This window comes from Parabacteroides acidifaciens, from assembly GCF_003363715.1.
In the GTDB taxonomy this organism is placed as follows: domain Bacteria; phylum Bacteroidota; class Bacteroidia; order Bacteroidales; family Tannerellaceae; genus Parabacteroides; species Parabacteroides acidifaciens.
Genome location: NZ_QREV01000003.1, coordinates 87,056 through 103,481, shown reverse-complemented (window position 1 = coordinate 103,481; position 16,426 = coordinate 87,056). Strand labels below are relative to the sequence as shown.

The 16,426-nt window shown below is 46.7% G+C and carries 14 protein-coding genes, 2 tRNA genes and 1 pseudogene; 5 read left to right on the top strand and 12 right to left on the bottom strand.

The window, feature by feature from the left end; all coding sequences use genetic code 11:
* Nucleotides 1-53: 53 nt before the first annotated feature.
* Nucleotides 54-671: a flavodoxin family protein gene (locus DWU89_RS02245; RefSeq protein ID WP_244205830.1), complete on the bottom strand. Its 618-nt coding sequence runs from the start codon at nucleotides 669-671 to the stop codon at nucleotides 54-56.
* A 274-nt stretch (nucleotides 672-945) separates the two neighbouring features.
* Between DWU89_RS02245 and DWU89_RS02240 the strand changes: the two genes are divergently transcribed.
* Nucleotides 946-1,839 (top strand): helix-turn-helix domain-containing protein, encoded by an 894-nt coding sequence (locus DWU89_RS02240; RefSeq protein WP_115498049.1) that lies wholly within the window; start codon nucleotides 946-948, stop codon nucleotides 1,837-1,839.
* 23 nt (nucleotides 1,840-1,862) lie between these two features.
* Here the strand turns inward: DWU89_RS02240 and DWU89_RS02235 are convergent.
* The 3 genes and pseudogenes from DWU89_RS02235 to DWU89_RS02225 all read right to left on the bottom strand — a co-directional run.
* Nucleotides 1,863-2,042, bottom strand: a pseudogene (locus DWU89_RS02235) (PRTRC system ThiF family protein); the annotation flags it as partial.
* 233 nt (nucleotides 2,043-2,275) lie between these two features.
* Complete coding sequence (locus DWU89_RS02230) at nucleotides 2,276-3,349, bottom strand: site-specific integrase (RefSeq protein WP_244205829.1); 1,074 nt, start codon at nucleotides 3,347-3,349, stop codon at nucleotides 2,276-2,278.
* Between the two features lie 251 nt (nucleotides 3,350-3,600).
* Nucleotides 3,601-3,673 (bottom strand) — tRNA-Phe (locus DWU89_RS02225).
* 186 nt (nucleotides 3,674-3,859) lie between these two features.
* On the opposite strand from DWU89_RS02225, the gene DWU89_RS02215 reads away from it, so the two are divergent.
* Nucleotides 3,860-3,933, top strand: a tRNA-Pro gene (locus DWU89_RS02215).
* Nucleotides 3,934-4,054: 121 nt separating this feature from the next.
* Nucleotides 4,055-4,702: a pentapeptide repeat-containing protein gene (locus tag DWU89_RS02210; RefSeq protein WP_115498047.1), complete on the top strand. Its 648-nt coding sequence runs from the start codon at nucleotides 4,055-4,057 to the stop codon at nucleotides 4,700-4,702.
* Nucleotides 4,703-4,707: 5 nt separating this feature from the next.
* On the opposite strand, the gene DWU89_RS02205 is transcribed toward DWU89_RS02210, so the two are convergent.
* The 5 genes from DWU89_RS02205 to DWU89_RS02185 all read right to left on the bottom strand — a co-directional run bounded on the left by DWU89_RS02205 (nucleotide 4,708) and on the right by DWU89_RS02185 (nucleotide 10,723).
* Nucleotides 4,708-4,974: a GNAT family N-acetyltransferase gene (locus DWU89_RS02205; RefSeq protein ID WP_115498046.1), complete on the bottom strand. Its 267-nt coding sequence runs from the start codon at nucleotides 4,972-4,974 to the stop codon at nucleotides 4,708-4,710.
* 4 nt (nucleotides 4,975-4,978) lie between these two features.
* The gene (locus DWU89_RS02200) at nucleotides 4,979-8,494 is read right to left on the bottom strand and encodes a DUF748 domain-containing protein (RefSeq protein WP_115498045.1); all 3,516 of its coding nucleotides are present in this window, start codon (nucleotides 8,492-8,494) and stop codon (nucleotides 4,979-4,981) included.
* 77 nt (nucleotides 8,495-8,571) lie between these two features.
* The gene (locus DWU89_RS02195; protein WP_115498044.1) at nucleotides 8,572-9,597 is read right to left on the bottom strand and encodes a virulence RhuM family protein; all 1,026 of its coding nucleotides are present in this window, start codon (nucleotides 9,595-9,597) and stop codon (nucleotides 8,572-8,574) included.
* A complete protein-coding gene (locus DWU89_RS02190; RefSeq protein ID WP_115498043.1) occupies nucleotides 9,587-10,213 on the bottom strand; it encodes an HU family DNA-binding protein in 627 nt (208 codons plus the stop codon). The genes DWU89_RS02195 and DWU89_RS02190 overlap by 11 nt, the downstream gene beginning before the upstream one ends.
* Nucleotides 10,214-10,447: 234 nt before the next feature.
* Nucleotides 10,448-10,723, bottom strand: coding sequence for a zinc ribbon domain-containing protein (locus DWU89_RS02185; RefSeq protein ID WP_115498042.1), 276 nt, complete (start codon nucleotides 10,721-10,723; stop codon nucleotides 10,448-10,450).
* Nucleotides 10,724-11,088: 365 nt separating this feature from the next.
* Here DWU89_RS02185 and DWU89_RS02180 point away from each other — a divergent pair, with 365 nt between their 5' ends.
* Nucleotides 11,089-11,553, top strand: a complete 465-nt coding sequence (locus DWU89_RS02180) for a MaoC family dehydratase (protein WP_115498041.1) — start codon at nucleotides 11,089-11,091, stop codon at nucleotides 11,551-11,553.
* Between the two features lie 13 nt (nucleotides 11,554-11,566).
* Entirely contained in the window at nucleotides 11,567-12,205 is a 639-nt protein-coding gene (locus DWU89_RS02175) for a hypothetical protein (protein ID WP_115498040.1), read from the top strand.
* Here the strand turns inward: DWU89_RS02175 and DWU89_RS02170 are convergent.
* The 3 genes from DWU89_RS02170 to DWU89_RS02160 all read right to left on the bottom strand — a co-directional run bounded on the left by DWU89_RS02170 (nucleotide 12,175) and on the right by DWU89_RS02160 (nucleotide 16,410).
* The gene (locus tag DWU89_RS02170; protein ID WP_115498039.1) at nucleotides 12,175-13,329 is read right to left on the bottom strand and encodes a glycosyltransferase family protein; all 1,155 of its coding nucleotides are present in this window, start codon (nucleotides 13,327-13,329) and stop codon (nucleotides 12,175-12,177) included. The genes DWU89_RS02175 and DWU89_RS02170 overlap by 31 nt on opposite strands.
* Nucleotides 13,326-14,126, bottom strand: coding sequence for a UDP-2,3-diacylglucosamine diphosphatase (locus DWU89_RS02165; RefSeq protein ID WP_115498038.1), 801 nt, complete (start codon nucleotides 14,124-14,126; stop codon nucleotides 13,326-13,328). The genes DWU89_RS02170 and DWU89_RS02165 overlap by 4 nt, the downstream gene beginning before the upstream one ends.
* Before the next feature lie 127 nt (nucleotides 14,127-14,253).
* Complete coding sequence (locus tag DWU89_RS02160) at nucleotides 14,254-16,410, bottom strand: elongation factor G (protein ID WP_115498037.1); 2,157 nt, start codon at nucleotides 16,408-16,410, stop codon at nucleotides 14,254-14,256.
* Between the last annotated feature and the right edge of the window lie 16 nt (nucleotides 16,411-16,426).

The following is a 16,426-nucleotide window of genomic DNA, read 5'->3' as shown; positions in this document are numbered from 1 at the left end:
GATAACAATCTTGTTCATAACAACTTGTCTTTAAAATTCTCTATTTGGTTTATTTATACGTTTTTCCCCATTTCGTAGGCTTCCTTCATCACAGGCTTTCCTTTCACGGTCCCTTTCAAATGTATCCCCGTTCCTTGAATAACCCCTTTCTCCTTGGAACCGGGCAGATACCGAATAAAATTGCGGAAACCTAACAATGCACATCCCGTATTGGAACCTCCGGCAGTCATGATAAAATAAAACTCCTTGTTCTTTACTTCACTCTCCCTCTCGAAAACCCGGTCCATCATCGTTTTCATCTGGCCACACATATTGTCGTTATAAATAGGAGTAGCCATCACGATAACATCGGCCTCTATCATCTTTGCCACGACTTTTGGAGCGTCATCATTGATTTCAAGATTGCGGTCCGTATAATCGTCTTTTATCCGCAGGAATTGGATGTCCAAATCATTCAGAAATACCTTCTCCGCTTCATGCCCTGCGTCTTTGGCACCTCGGAGAAACTCGTCGCACAGTAAATCTGAATTACCGCCCTTGCTGGGACTCGATGAAATAATCAGCACTTTCTTAGATTGGGAAGAAGAACCATCTGTTTTACGAGACTGCCCGTTGCAAGATGCTGTAAAAACGGTTATTGCCATAATTGCTAAAAATAAAATACGTTTCATAATTATTGAGTTTATTGTTTTTTGATTCAATACCCTTATGATTTATGGTGGCAAAATTACAGGGAACTTACAAGAACCGATGTACCGAAACCAAGGAAGAATTTACCCCGATTACTGATTTTGAAGTCCCCGTATTTTATTGAACAGCAAGCGTATTACCGAAATTACGGAATTTGTGCAAATATTTACCCCGATTACTTTTTCATAGATTGGGATGAACCCAAATGATAAAATAATCACTATTTTTGTAGTGAAATCAATAAGCAGAAGTTGTATGGAAGAAATAATGAAAATAGACACCGTTGAACAATATAACGAATTGTTCGGGTTTCAAACTCGTCATCCATTAGTAAATATGGTCGATTTCGACAGGCCCGAAAGTCAGGGAAACTATCGGATGACTGTCGGTTTTTACGGGATCTTTCTAAAAGAGACCAAAGGGTGTATTATCAATTACGGAAAAAATCATTATGACTTCGATGATAAAACTGTAGTTAGTTTTGCTCCAGGACAGACGGTCGGTTATACACGCATTGAAGGAACATTACCCAAATCCATCGGATTATTGTTCCATCCTGATTTCATTCGAGGAACGTCATTGGGACAGAAAATTAAGAAATATACGTTCTTTTCCTATGAGGCAAATGAAGCACTCCATCTTTCCGCAGAAGAACGTATGGTTGTTCATAATTGCTTGGCCATTGTCCGGGCGGAATTGCAACACGCCATTGATAAACACACTAAAAGCCTGATATGTACTAATATCGAGTTACTTCTGGATTATTGTATGCGGTTCTACGAGCGACAATTCATTACCCGTCAGGATATGAATCTGGATGTGCTGAGCCGATTCGAGAAGTTAATCGACGAATACCTTAATTCTGAATCCGCGTTGCAAAACGGCGTTCCTTCCGTCCAGTATTTCGCGGATAAAATATGTTTGTCTCCTAACTATTTCGGGGATTTGGTTAAAAAAGAAACGGGAAAATCTGCCAAGGAATATATACAGTTGAAGATGCTTGACATAGCCAAAGAAGCGTTGTTATATCCGGAAAAGAGCATTACGCAAGTTGCCAACAAACTGGGGTTTCAATATCCACAGCACTTTGTTCGCTTCTTTAAGAGATACGAGGGGATAACCCCAAGTCAATATAGGCTTAAAAATTAGAAAAATATTAATAGGTTCAAATCTTATACATTTATCGGATTGACCTTTAATGTCTCTAAATTCAGGAACAGCCCTTGATGCTCGATCATTCCGTTTCGGAACATCTTCCACAGTATGTTGTAGCCGAGTTGCGCCAGCGTGGAGTTGATGAACAAATCCTGCTTGCTCAACGCTTCCGCCAGCGAGCAGCTCGGGCCGGAGTCCGCCATCTGTTATAATAAAAAGAGAGAAAAATTCGACAACTATAAAGTTTATAGGAATTTGGCTATAAAATTACGGCAAGAAAAGATAGCAGATAAACAAAAAAATACTATCTTTGCAAAGTAATGAAGTGTTCTTTTGACTTAATGCAAAACATAGCGAATTAGAGTAGTTCGCTCGTTTCTAAATCGTTACCTGTTATCAAATAGGTCTTCTATAATTCCTTGTATTTCAATCAGAAAGAAGAAATCACATGTCTTGCGGTATGCGTGGTCAGATTTTTTCTAATTCCGCATAGGTCGGCAATTTCTTTCAAATAACTGTTCATCTTCTGATTACAAGGGACAGGCAGCATTACGCCTTTGTCAAGGCAATACGGATTGTCCTTGTATTTGTCAAGTATCTGTTTCGGAATGCTCAAAAGTGGAATATTACAAAGGTTATTTGTTTTTTCACGGGCTTTTACTATCCATAAATTACCGTTACTATCTTCGGAAATATGTTCGGGGCGTAAATTATATACGTCTATAAACGCCAATCCGGTGTACACACAGAAAATGAATACATCCCGTACCAGTTCCAGCCGTTCTATCTTAAACTCTTTCTGCCATATCTTATTTATTTCGGCTTGGCTAAGGAACTGTTTGTTTACTTCCACCTCGTGAAACTTGATTCCGGCAAACGGATTTTTTGTTATCCATTCGTTTGCAATGGCAAGGTTTATCACTTTCTTGAAACACTTCATATAACGGATAACGGTATTCTGTGCGCAATGCTTTTCCGTTTTCAGGTATAAATCAAAGTTGCGCACCAATTCCCCGTTTACTTCACGTAGTAGAATATCATCTACCTTATAATCCCGTTTCACCAGTTCCATAAGATATTTAAGGCAATTATCGTAACGTCTTACGGTAATGTCGGCATAATCCGTTCCGATTAGCTTCCGGCAGTTGTCGTTATGCTCCTTGAATACATTATATAATGTCTTGAAAGTTTCGTCCTTTCCCTGATAGCGGTTTACTATGGCACGGGCAGAAATAATCTTTCCCTCCAGTTCTAAATCTTGGTAGATTTGATAGAATTTCACACGCAAGGCATCAATGTAATGGTTTAGTTCTACGGAATTGCGGTCTTTGCCTATTGATTTCTCTTTGTCCTGCGACCAAAGTGGGACTTTTACGCTTCGTTTTAGTTGAAGTTCCACATACAAGCGGTCATAAGTGACACGCACACGCACGGGAGCTTCTCCGTTTTTTAACAGTTTGCTTCTCTTGATGAAGAACAAAACACTGAATCTTTTTCTTTCCATACTGCTCAATTTTTAATGATACAAAGTTAGGAAATCGAACCGAGGACTCTGTTATGTAAAATAGCGCAACGTGCTGTAAAAGAATGAAGTAACTATTGATTAGTGGAACATTCAGGGCTTTCTAAAACCGTCCCCCGAATAAGAACGTATAGTTTGCTTTAATCCCACTTATTTTGCCTATTCTTGGAAATGGAAAATCCCTGAACTTCTTTGAAATTCAGGGATTTACATCGTTTTTCTTTTCTTAAAAGTGGTGCCACCAGGAATCGAACCGGGGACACAAGGATTTTCAGTCCTTTGCTCTACCAACTGAGCTATGGCACCGTTGTTTTGTTTAACGGGTGCAAAGGTAAACATTATTTGTTACAGTCCAAATTATTTGATGAAAAATATTCAAAGAAATTGGAGATTGGGTGGTGGGGCGAAAAAATCACGGCAAGAATGAAAAAAAAACAGCAAAAGTATTTGTCGTTTAAAAATTAGTTGTACCTTTGCAGCCGTAATCAAAAACGGGATGTAGCACAGTTGGCTAGCGCGCCACGTTCGGGACGTGGAGGTCGGAAGTTCGAGTCTTCTCATCCCGACTACAAAAGAGGATATATCGAAAGATATGTCCTCTTTTTTTATCCATTTACCCCGGTAGTAAGTATCTTTACCGGAACATTCAAAAATCTTTACCCGGACATTCAAAAAAACAGACATTATATGAAAATTACACAACCCCGTTTGGCAAGCACACTGCACGAAGATATAGACATACAGACTGCGTTAGAGAAGAACGACGAAGATTTAACCGAGTATGCTTTCAAGAGCCTGCGCATAGAAGGGCTGAAGAAAGATAATCTTTCGGTACAGTCCTGCGTTTTTGCCAACTGCAGCTTCGGGGAGTGCAGCTTTAGGAAATCACAGTTCAGCGACGTGGTTTTCAAGAACTGCGACCTGTCGAACGTCAACTTTACCGGCTGCGGCTTCCACCGGGTGGAGTTTCTCGGGTGCAAACTAATGGGGACCAATATGGCAGACGGGATATTCAATCATATCACGTTTGACGAATGCCGGGGAGAATATATGAATCTTTCGATGAGCAAGCTGCGCTATATACAATTCATCCGCTGCAACCTCCGGGGAGCCGGAATAGAAGGTTGCCAACTTACAAGCGTCGCTTTTGAGGCCTGCAACCTGATCGAGGCCGAGTTCTACCGGACTTCCCTGAAAGGGATCGACCTGTCGGATTCCGAAATATCCGGCATCCGTATCAGCAGCCTTGCCGGTAGCGAACTACGGGGCGCTTCCGTCTCTTCCCTGCAAGCACTGGATTTAGTGCGGATGCTGGGTGTCGAGATAAAGGACTGACCTCTTTATCCGGCATACTCCGGATGGCGGTGCAACCAGGCAACGGCATACGAGCAGGTAGCCAACGGCTTCATTCCGTGTTCGATTGCATAATCATAAGCGTATTTCACTAAAGCGGCAGCCACTCCACGGCCTTCAATGGCCGGGGGAACGATTGTGTGGATAATATCCAGTTTGTCGCCGGACAGACGATACTGTACAAAGGCCGTTACGCCATCCAACTTCGTTTCGAAACGATTCTTTTCGGGATAATGAGTAATTGTATAATCCATATTCTTAATTATTTACCGGTTCAAATTCCAATGATAAAGTATCTTCTTCATTTCCTTCCGGAACGGCTTTCTCCTCCACTTTCTTTTTACCGCGGAAGAAGTTCTTCACCTTTGTAAAGAAAGTCACGACATGTGTAGCCGCATCCTGTTTCTTTTTGGAGACACCGACCGACTCGATCAGCGGCGGCCTCAATATCTGCCACAAATAGTTGAAGGTGGAATGATAAGGATCTCTTATTATTGAAACATTCGAATGACGCGGATTGTTATAACCATTCTTTGTTTTATCCGGATTATCATTTTTTAAAATAAGGTTGACAAGGCTTGTCAGGAACTTCTTGTCCGTCAGTTCCCCGTCCTTCTCCTTCAACAGGGCTGCTTTCAGATCATTATACAGGAAAAGCATCTCTACGGTCGCACCTTTGCTGGAGGCTTCCGTGCTGAATGTCATTCCCCGGACATGCCCGCTCTGGACCTCGGCCGAAGCCAAGGGGACAATCAACTCATTCAAGGCCGTCAGGTCAAAACTATCCAGGCGGGCATTCAACAGAAAACGGTCGTTCAGCGAATCGACAGGTAATTTCCATGTCGCGGTAAACACCCCCTGCCCCATCAGCTTGCCGCCAGCATCCAGCCGGATGTATTGGTCCGGACGGGAAACAAGGTTCGTGAAGCCGGAAAACGTACCGTTCATATCCGTAAAGAAGAGCTTGCCGGGCGTCGTCCCCTTCTTTGCCAACTCTTCATAAACAACAGAGAAGTTCTTCACTCCCACCCTTTTGAAATCCAGTTTGACAGGCGCCTTCTGGAGGCCGGAATAGATCATCGGAACGATATGCCGGGGTCCCGGAATCTGCTGGTTCTTGAAGTTCTGCAACACTGCGTCCGACACTTGCACATCGTCGATCCGGAGCACTTTATCCGTGAAATAGGAAGGCAGGTCGATACCGGTCAGGGAAACGCTTCCGACACTCACATCAAACCAATCCGCATGACGCGGCTGCAAATAGGCAAACTCCATCTTCGGGTAGGGAGAGACAAGACGGATATGCTCGACAAGCGCACTCGATTTAGTCAAGTCCACACCGCCCACCTGCAAAGTGTAGAAACCATTATCTAACGGAAACGCCAAGTTGCGGGTGGAGAAGCGTATATCATCCAGTTTATAGGAACGCCGGCGGTTGTCCACCGTCAATCCTTCCACAAACAGGTTCGTCGTATCCAGCTTCTGATGCTGCAACGAATCGCTTTTACCATAATAAGCATACTGTATATTCGCATCGGTCAGGCTGAACCTGTCCAAAGATATCTCTCCGGCAATCTTTCCTAACGTCGCATATAAATCCACCGGCTCCTTCTTCGCCTTACGGGACAAGGTATCCGGATAACGGCCGGGATAGATATCCGCAACCGGACTTTCCAACCGGATTGTCCCCAACTTCAACGACGTGCTGTCCCAGGAAATGCCATCCAACGCTAAACGTTCGAGCGAAGCCGACAATCCGCCGCCATCCGGTTTGAACACCCGGATATCGGGCGAATCCACCTGAAATGAAGTCAGCCGTATGTTCCGCTCCGGACGTTCCGGTATGCGTTTCAACCCGCTTATACGGAGTTCGGGAGACGAAAACCGGACGAATGTTTTCCCCTTCTGCCTGTCCGTTTCCTCCGGAAGCAGTTTAATATCCTGCAATTGCAAAACACCTTTTACGGTAGAGAACTGTCCTTTCCGAACCGAGAGACGATACTCTTTTCCCGGCAGGTAATTATCAAAATTGCTGAAACTAAAGCCCATGTCCTGATAATCGAAGAACAGCCCTTTACCCTTCCCCGTCTCCTGATCCACTAATATGTCCGTGGCAAAGAAGTTAAAGTCATTCAGCCTGTAAGTGACCGGCTCGGCAGCGCTCTTGTCTTCCACCGCCACATTTCCGTTATTCAGGCTCACCCGTTTAACGGATAGATAGCGCAGGAACGGATTCAGAATCGCCTCCACATCCACCCGGCTATTCGCAGGGGCCGCTGTTTTCACATCCTTCTTCCTGTAAGAAGGAGCCACCACATAATGAAAATCCGGCCGATCGACCTTCAACAACCGGGCACTAATCCCTTTGTCATACAGCAAACCACGAATGCCAACCGTATCGATACTCCCGGACATATAATCGTTACGGCTCCGGACCGACAGCGGGTGCAAACGAACCTGTTCCAGATTAAAGTCCCCGCTTTCCGTATCCAGCGCCATGCGTTTCACCGTAAACCGATGATTACGGGCTGTCATCATGCCCTCAATATCATTCGCCTCGAACGAAAAGTTGCGCGAGTACCAGAGGCCATGCCGGGCTTCCGAGGCAGAGTCCACCTGAAAATCGTACGCATGAAAGTCGAAGTTTGCCAGTTTATAGACCTCTACTTTATCTTTTACGGCAAGGGAATATTGCAGCTTCGCCTTCTCGATCCCGATCGTCCCGATGGAAACAGAATGCAGGACCGGCGAGATCACATCATATAGCGACAGAGAACTTACCAGGGAATCCGTTTGCACGGGACGGCTTTCACCAGCCAGATTAAAGGCCTGTATATCCGAAGAAGTGATATCGAAGGAGCGTGCAGTCAGGTAGTTCAGTGCATTTTCGCGCCGGAATTGTATCCCCCGCACCTCGACTGCCCTGATCAGGGCATCCAGGTAGCTGTCCGGCCGCCGCCGGCTTTTCTCCCACAATTCGCCTTGCGGGGTAAGACGGATATCGGAAATAGAGATAACCGAATCTTCCGTGCTCAACAAGATACGCTCCGTTTGCAGGCGGAAATCATTGTTCGTCAGCAACGTCTGGGGCTGGTTGGTGATAAAGTCGAAGTTATCGCAATAAAGAAGTTTCCCGCTTTCGGACGAGTTCTCATCCAGCCGGAAACCATACGCATGGAAACTCACATTCGTCAATGCATATATTATAGGTAAGGCGGGATTCTGAACAGAATAGGAGACGCTGGCGTTTTCCAGATCGAGCCTGCGGACCGTCAATTCATTGATATAAGGAGAGATCACCTCATACAAAGTCTTGGCTTTCGGCTCTTGCTTCACCTTCACTCCGGTACGCGTCGAATAATACGGGCTGAACACCTGTATGTCCGGTTGCCGGATTTCAAACGAATCGAAATGCAACTGTTTGTAACTCCACCGCCAAGTCAGGTTCACCCCTTTAAAGTCAATCATGCCAACCTGTGCCATTACATAGACAGAAGGCAGGCTGTCCTTCTTTTCCCAATTCCGGAAGACTGCCGGTTCGGGAAACAGCTTCACCCCTTCGAGCTTCAACTCTCCTTTGAAAAAACTGATGGAAAGATTATCGAAGGAAAGGGTATAAAAGCCATCCGTCGCCTCCGCCGTCCGGTGGATCAGTTCTTTACGCAGGTAACGTTCAAGCCGTTTTGTCAGATGAAGGTTAAGCAGGAACAAGCCGGCGGCCAGCAATAACACACCTCCCAATGTATACCCTATAACTTTCTTCGTCTTCCCCATAAAACTGCAATTTAACTCTGTCTATATAAAATCAACAAAATAAACAGAGTTAAGTTGCAAAAGGCTGCAATTACCTTTCAGTCTTCAAACAAGCCTTTTATCTCCTTATCGAAGTCCGATTCGAACAGGCGATCCTGAACGATACGATACTTCTCGAACTCTGCTTCTGCATGCATCTTCGCCGCCTCCGCACTGATATGTCCACCGTCAGTCAGAAGCTGCCGGTCGTCTAATTGCAGGAAGCGGTCGATATGCGTCGCCCAATCCTCCATCGTCATGGGAATATGCCGTTTCGCGCGGCTTTCCGCCAAGTCAAGAAAGGCGTTGACCAGATGCCCCATTTCGTCCAGCTCATTTTCCCGAAGATAGTTCTTTGCAATACTGACATCGGTCTTCACAATCTTTCCATTCGGGCTGTTTTCCCACGTAGTCAATCCCATGTGTTCCTTGCCGGCGTCTGCGCGCGACATGATTAGTTCGGCTGCTGTATGCTGATGGATGGCATAATGCAGTTTGTTCTGTACCTTCTTAAAGAACATACGGGTGGTCGGCGCATCCCTGTTGTAGTCGATACTGGTCGCATAGATATCGGTCACCTTCTGATAGAAACGCCGTTCGCTCAAACGAATCTCCCGGATCTCGGCCAGCAGATGCTCGAAGTAATCTTCCCCGATAAAAGAGCCGTTCTCCATCCGTTTCTTATCTACCACATAGCCGCGAATGGCAAATTGGCGGAGTACGGAAGTGCACCATTGGCGGAACTGGGTGGCACGGATAGAGTTGACGCGGTAGCCGACGGAGATGACGGCATCCAGATTGTAATGATTGGTTTGATATTCTTTCCCATCTTGGGCAGTATGTGCAAAAATTGCACATACTGAATCCTTATCCAGTTCTTCCGAATCAAAAATAGACTTTAAATGTTTGGTTATTACCGTCCTGTCCACTTCAAACAACATAGCCATCGCCTTCTGCGTCAACCAAAGCATCTCATCCCGGTAAAGCACCTCAACGCCTTCTTCTTTATTCTGAAGCTGGAATATCAGGAACTCCGCCGTGCTGTTACGGATCTGCAACTTCTTGTTTTTATCTTCATTCTCCATTTGCCGCCTCGCTTTCTTTCTGTTTCGCCAACCCGTATTGTGCGTTCGAGCGATAGCCTAACCGTACAATTATCCCTTCTTCCCGCAACTCCCCGAGGTCTTTCAAGGCCATATATTTGGAACAACCGTTCAAGCCACGGCAGGATGAAGACGAGATCGTCTCGTTCGCCTGCAGGTAGTTCAGGATATTCGCTTTCCGCTTGTCGGCGGATAAACCTTTCAGGCGGCTTTTCTCTCCGGAACGCTCCACTTCCATGTGCTTCAATTCCCTACGCAACTCTTTGGCGCAGCGGAACACCACTTTGTTAAACTGTACGTGTTTCGGCTTGATGTCCTTCTCCTCCATAAGTGCCGGGCATTTCATCGAGACCGTAAACGTGCCGAGCCCTTCCAACTCGATAATCGCTCCGTGCTTCAAGCCGGTTGCCAGACGATTCTTCAAGGCTTCCAACATTCCTTTCACGTCAGCCGTACTGAAAGAGCAACTGTCCGATATGTATTCGGCCAGTTCTTCCGTGCGAATGATACGTTGGTTCACTAAACGGGCGTGTAAGGTGGGTTTTCCTTTTTTTCCTTCTTCGCCGGGATTTTTAAATAGGCTGTATTGTGCCGTCATCTGCTGTGTTTTTTTGTTTTTCCTGCTTCCTGATTTTGCTCACCCTGCTTCCGTTTACAGGAAGCGCCCATGCAATCCTTGTTCGACCCGGGTCGGACAGCTGTCCGACGGGAGTCAAACAGCTGTTCGACGAGGGTCAAACAACTGTCCGACCTTCGTCGAACAAGGATTATATGGAACTAAATCTATATTACGTCCGAGTGGATGCTATTTTTCATCCCTACTCACGCAAATTTACTGCGCAGCCCACCGCTTCAAAGTCGGGAAGAACTCTTTCATGCCTGCAATCGCCTGTTCTTTTGTAAGGGCAAGGCCTGAGCCTTTATTGAACTCGCTTACAAACTCCGCGCAGTGCATGATCATCTCATCCATCGTGCAATCCGAAGTGAAGGCACCGTCCTTATAGCAATAGCAGCAATACTCGTCGTTCTTGCTCCCGTCGCTATTCGTCCCCATCTCTTCGGGGGTTTGCAGTGGCATACCACAACTCTGACAAAACTTCTTTTCCATGACAATTAACTTTAATGGTTTATCTACTTTAATACTGAAAGCCTCTTTGTGTCATTGCGGGCTTGATCCGCAATCTCACACTAATCTGATTAACAATAGCATGAGATGGCGGGTCAAGCCCGCCAGGACACAGACGCTATTAAGCGCCCCTTTTGTTCAACCGGAGGCAAGCTTACATTTCCTCCCTGGCTCAACAAATATAGACAATCTATATGGACTGCGCGTCATCCAATCTTGCCAAAATATTTGTTTATTCCAGGAATTATCGCGAAAATTGCAGGAGCATTTTGTTACTGCCGGTAAAAACTTACCGCAGTGGCACCCAAGAGAACCGATAAGATTGTAATTTACTAAACAAAAGAATAATGGGAAAAGTAGTTATCAACTCGTATGCAGACTTTGAAAAGCTGGTAGGCCAGCAGATCGGGACATCCGATTATATCGAATTGACACAGGAACGTATCAACCTTTTTGCCGACGCGACACTGGACCACCAATGGATTCATGTCGATGCGGAACGCGCCAAAGTGGAAAGTCCGTTTCACAGCACAATTGCGCATGGCTATCTGACATTGTCGCTTCTTCCGCACTTGTGGGACCAGATTATCGAGGTGAATAACCTGAAGATGATGATTAATTACGGTATGGACAAGATGAAGTTCGGCCAGCCCGTCCTGACCGGCCAGAGCATCCGCCTGACCGCCAAGCTCCAGACGTTATCCGACCTCCGCGGGGTTGCCAAGGCAGAAATTAAATTTGCCATCGAAATCAAGGACCAGCCGAAGAAAGCATTAGAAGGCATTGCGATCTTCCTGTACTATTTCAAATAAGCGAACAAGTAATATGAACAAATCAAAGTGGGCCGCAATAGCTCTCTGTGCGGGTATTGCCTTTTCCTGTTCACCCGGAATATCGGAAGTCAAAGGTGTCATTACCGATGCTACGATGAACACGCTGACGATCGTTTCAGGGGAAGGCGACACCCTGTCTTTCAGTACACTGGACGCCAAAAGAGAAGTAACGGACGGGATTTTGCTCGACGACACGGCAACTGTCTATTTCCAGGGAAAATATAGCTTCGGGATGAGTGCGCAAAAGATTGTTGTCGTACCTAAAGAGAGGAACAAGGTCGGCGGCGACCGGGACGAACATGGTTGCATCGGCTCGGCTGGCTACCAGTGGAGCGAGGTATTGCAGGATTGCATCCGTATTTTCGAGAAGGGGACACGGCTGCAAGCGGTCGAGGGCGACCGGTCCGTTTTTATCGTCTTCAGCCCGGACTCTTCCAAAGTAGAATTGTTTTTCTCTTCCGGGGACAAGAACGAGATATTGGACAGACGCTCACTTCCGGCCGGCGGATATGCCTGGAACGTAGAAGACGACGACACAAAGAACCTGCGCCTTGTCGACGGACAGTGGACGATCAGCCAGCGCGGGCAAACGATTTATCGTCAAATCGGCAACGATTTACCCAGCCGGTAGATCCAGCCTGTCGACAAGCGATGCCACAGGGAAGAGGGAGTTTCTTCCAGAAGCACATCTGCACGGAATTCGCGCAAGATCAGCCAGTCGGCCTGTTTGACCCAATGGGCAAAAGAGGTATTCGGCTGATGAGTTTGGGAAAGGCGGAGCAGAGCATCCAGGTCGAACTGTTCTGAGACGACGCCAGCTCCGGACAGAGTGGCATCGTATGCGTTGCAAGCCTGTTCGATATGCGTCGGGACCATCAGGACAGGTTTGCCTAAATACATGGCTTCGCAGACAGACTCGAAACCGGCGGTCGTGGCATAGGCTTTCGCGCCTGCCATATAACGGACAAACAGAGTATCGTTTAATTGGTGGAAAGAAAGGTGGTTATCCACTTTCACTTCGGGGCGGACATCCTTTTTATCCCAGAATATATGCAATTTGACGGCAGGATGGGCCTTGTGCCAGGATCGTATCTCTTCGCTAAACCCGCTATTCAGCAGATAGCCATGCAAATAATCCCCGTTTGTCGGTGTCACTTCTAAAACCTCTTTACGCAAAAGAGGAGGGACAACGACGATGCCTTCGGACGGAACTTCGCACATTTTGCGGAAAGACAGGGCCAGTTTCTTCGCCGCCCCGATAGCCGTAATCCGGGTAAAGAACTTTAACGAGGCAAGCGACAACCGGCTTTCTTTCGGGAAGACGAAATCAGGATGCAGGAATAAATACTGGTGCGCGATGCAGACCATCAGGGCTTTCGGACGGAAGAAGAGATAAGTCAGTCCGGTTAGCAGCTCGTAGAAGTTTACGACGACATCCGCTTCGGTCTCTTTTATCATCCGGTTGATATAGCGGATGCCGGACATATACCGATGTGACCGGAGCACATTATAAATCACGCTCTTTGCCAAATTGACCTGTTTATTCTTTGCGGAAGGCAGGAAGTTGGGGCTTTCGAACAAATAGACAGGAGCTTCAATCTTTTCAAAGAAAAAGTCGGGAAGGCGGCGGACCGGGCTTTTGCCTACCAGGACGCCAACAATCTGATGACCTTCACCTATTAACTTCTGACGAAGAGAAAGCGCCTGGGTCAGATGGCCGCGCCCTTCACCTTGTATGATAAATAGTATCTTCATATTACTTCGGCATAAAGCAGGTTAGAGGATTGTGTTTCTTCCTGTCCATATTCCTCCTTGCTGTAGGAAACAATATTCCATTCTCCCTGCTCATTCTCGACAAGAGCCGTAAGGCTTTCGACCCAATCGCCGGAGTTCAGATAATGGATATTGCCGTACCATACGTTTGCAGCCTGGTGGATATGTCCGCAAATAATGCCGTCCAGCTTCTTCACTTCAGCCAGCTTGACCAGTTCTTTCTCAAAGTCGGAGATATAAGAGACGGCGCTTTTCACCCGGTGTTTGACATGCTGCGAAAGCGAGAAGTAAGGCTTTCCCGCCTTTTCCCTCCGCTGGTTGTAGATCCGGTTCAGCCAGAGCAGGAACGTATAACCCATATCGCCGAGCATAGCTAACCAGCGCATATTGGTCGTGATCGTATCGAAGATATCGCCGTGTGTCACTAAGTAACGCTTTCCGTGGCTGTTCAGGATATAATCTTTTACGATAATAAGATTCGAGAATGAGAAAGGAACCAGGTTATCCAGGAAGTCGTCATGGTTGCCGCGAACGTAAATGATCTCCGTTCCCTGCTTCTCCATCATCTTCATCAGGACTTTGAAGAAATCGGTATGCTGTTGTTTCCAACGGCGTCCGGGCTTCTGAAGCTGCCAGCCGTCGATGATGTCTCCATTCAGTATCAGGCGGTCACAATTGACGTGTTTAAGGAAATTAGTCACTTCTGTAGTCCGGGAATGCTCGGAACCCAGGTGAATGTCCGACAGGACAATAGTTGGATAGTACTTTCTTAGTTTCATGTTGTCTTTATTAACACGATACAAAAAAAGCCACTTCCTGTTACAGCACGACAACAGAGCTATTAAAAAACAATGAAGGCCACTCCTTCACAGGGGCAGCCTTCATACAATTTATAGAAAATCCAAATCAATCTTCCGCCTGAGTTGCCTCGTAAGCTTTTAACAGCTTATCCTGAACATCCGACGGAACCAGTTCATAGTTAGCGAACTTCATCGTAAACGAAGCACGTCCACCTGTGATGGAACTCAAGGATGTCGAGTACGTAGACATCTCTTTCAAAGGCACTTTAGCCAACAGCTTTTCGTAGCCTTTTTCGCTATTCATACCCATGATAATGGCGCGACGTCCCTGTAAATCACTCATCACGTCGCCCAGATAATCAGCCGGCACTGAAACCTCTACATCATAAACGGGTTCCAGGATCTTGGGACCGGCTTCTTTAAAGGCAGTGCTAAAAGCATTACGGCCGGCCAGCATGAAGGAAATTTCATTACTGTCTACCGGGTGCATCTTTCCGTCGTAAACGATGATGCGCACGTCACGGGCATACGAACCAGTCAACGGTCCCTGCTCCATACGGGCCATAATACCTTTCAGGATAGCCGGGAGGAAACGGGCGTCGATGGCTCCACCGACGATACTGTTTATAAATACTAACTTTCCACCCCAATCCAAATCTACCACTTGCGTATCACGTACGCTGATTTTAAACTCTTGTCCGCCGAAACGATACATATCCGGTGCCGGCATGCCTTCGTAATAAGGCTCGACAATCAGATGTACTTCACCGAACTGGCCTGCACCACCGGATTGTTTCTTATGGCGGTAGTCTGCACGGGCGGCTTTCGTAATCGTTTCACGATACGGGATCTTCGGTTCGAAGAACTCGATCGGCAATTTATCATTGTTCTCGATTCTCCATTTCAATGTGCGGAGGTGGAATTCTCCCTGACCGGAAATAATCGTCTGCTTCAGCTCTTTGGACTGTTCGATTACCCATGTCGGATCTTCTTCACGCATACGCATCAGGATTTCCATCATCTTTTCCGCATCCGACTCATTCACCGGCTTGACAGCGCGGCGGAATTTCGGTTCGGGATATTTAATGAAGTCAAAACGATAGTCACATCCTTTGCCGTTCAAGGTATTGCCACGGCGTACTTCTTTCAGTTTCACCGTCGCTCCGATATCGCCGGCAACCATTTCCGACACCTCGTTACGGGTCTGTCCGGCAACCGAGAACAACTGTGCGATACGTTCTTTCGAACCACGGTCGGCGTTCAGCAAATCGTCTCCTGCTTTTACTTTACCTGATATCACTTTAAAATAAGAAACCTGGCCGATATGCGGCTCTACGGTCGTTTTGAAGAAGAACAGGCTTGTCGGGCCGTTAGAATCCGGTGTCACTTCCACTCCTTCAGTTGTAACCGGACGCGGCATTTTATCCGTACACGGAACAACATTACCCAAGAACTCAAGCGTACGGCGCACGCACATATCGCGACCTGCACACACACAGAAGACCGGGAACATTCCACGGATCACCAATCCTGCACGGATACCGGCACGCATATCGTCTTCGCTCAATGTACCTTCTTCAAAGAACTTCTCCATCAGCATATCGTCGTGCTCTGCGGCCGACTCTACCAATGCGCGGTGAAGTTCCATCGCTTTATCCATTTCTTCCGCCGGGATGTCCAATACTTCAGGAACACCGCCTTCGGGTTTCCAGCGATACATCTTCATCTTCAGCACGTCTACGACTGCATTGAAAGATGCTCCCGTAGATACAGGATACTGGATCGGAACAATCTTGCCGCCCCACTGGTCACGCAATTGAGAGATTGTCCCGTCATAATCAGCCTTGTCGTTATCCAACTGGTTCACCACGAAGATAACCGGCTTATGGAATTGTTCTGTATACCGGAACTGGTTGATTGTTCCGACTTCCACTCCGTACTGTGCATTCAGCACCATCAGAGCGGTATCTGTCACATTCAAAGCGGAAACCGCCCCGCCGACAAAATCATCCGAACCCGGACAATCAATAAAATTCAGCTTTCTATCCTGCCATTCTACACTGAAAACGGTCGAGAACACCGAGTAACCATACTCCTTCTCAACCGGGAAATAATCGCTCACAGTGTTTCCGGAATCAACACTTCCGCGACGTTTTATAACTCCACCCTCGTAAAGCATCGCTTCAGCGAGAGTGGTTTTCCCAGAGCCCGAACTTCCCAAGATAGAGATGTTCTTAATTTCGTTTGTTTGGTATACTTTCATGATATCAAGGTATAAA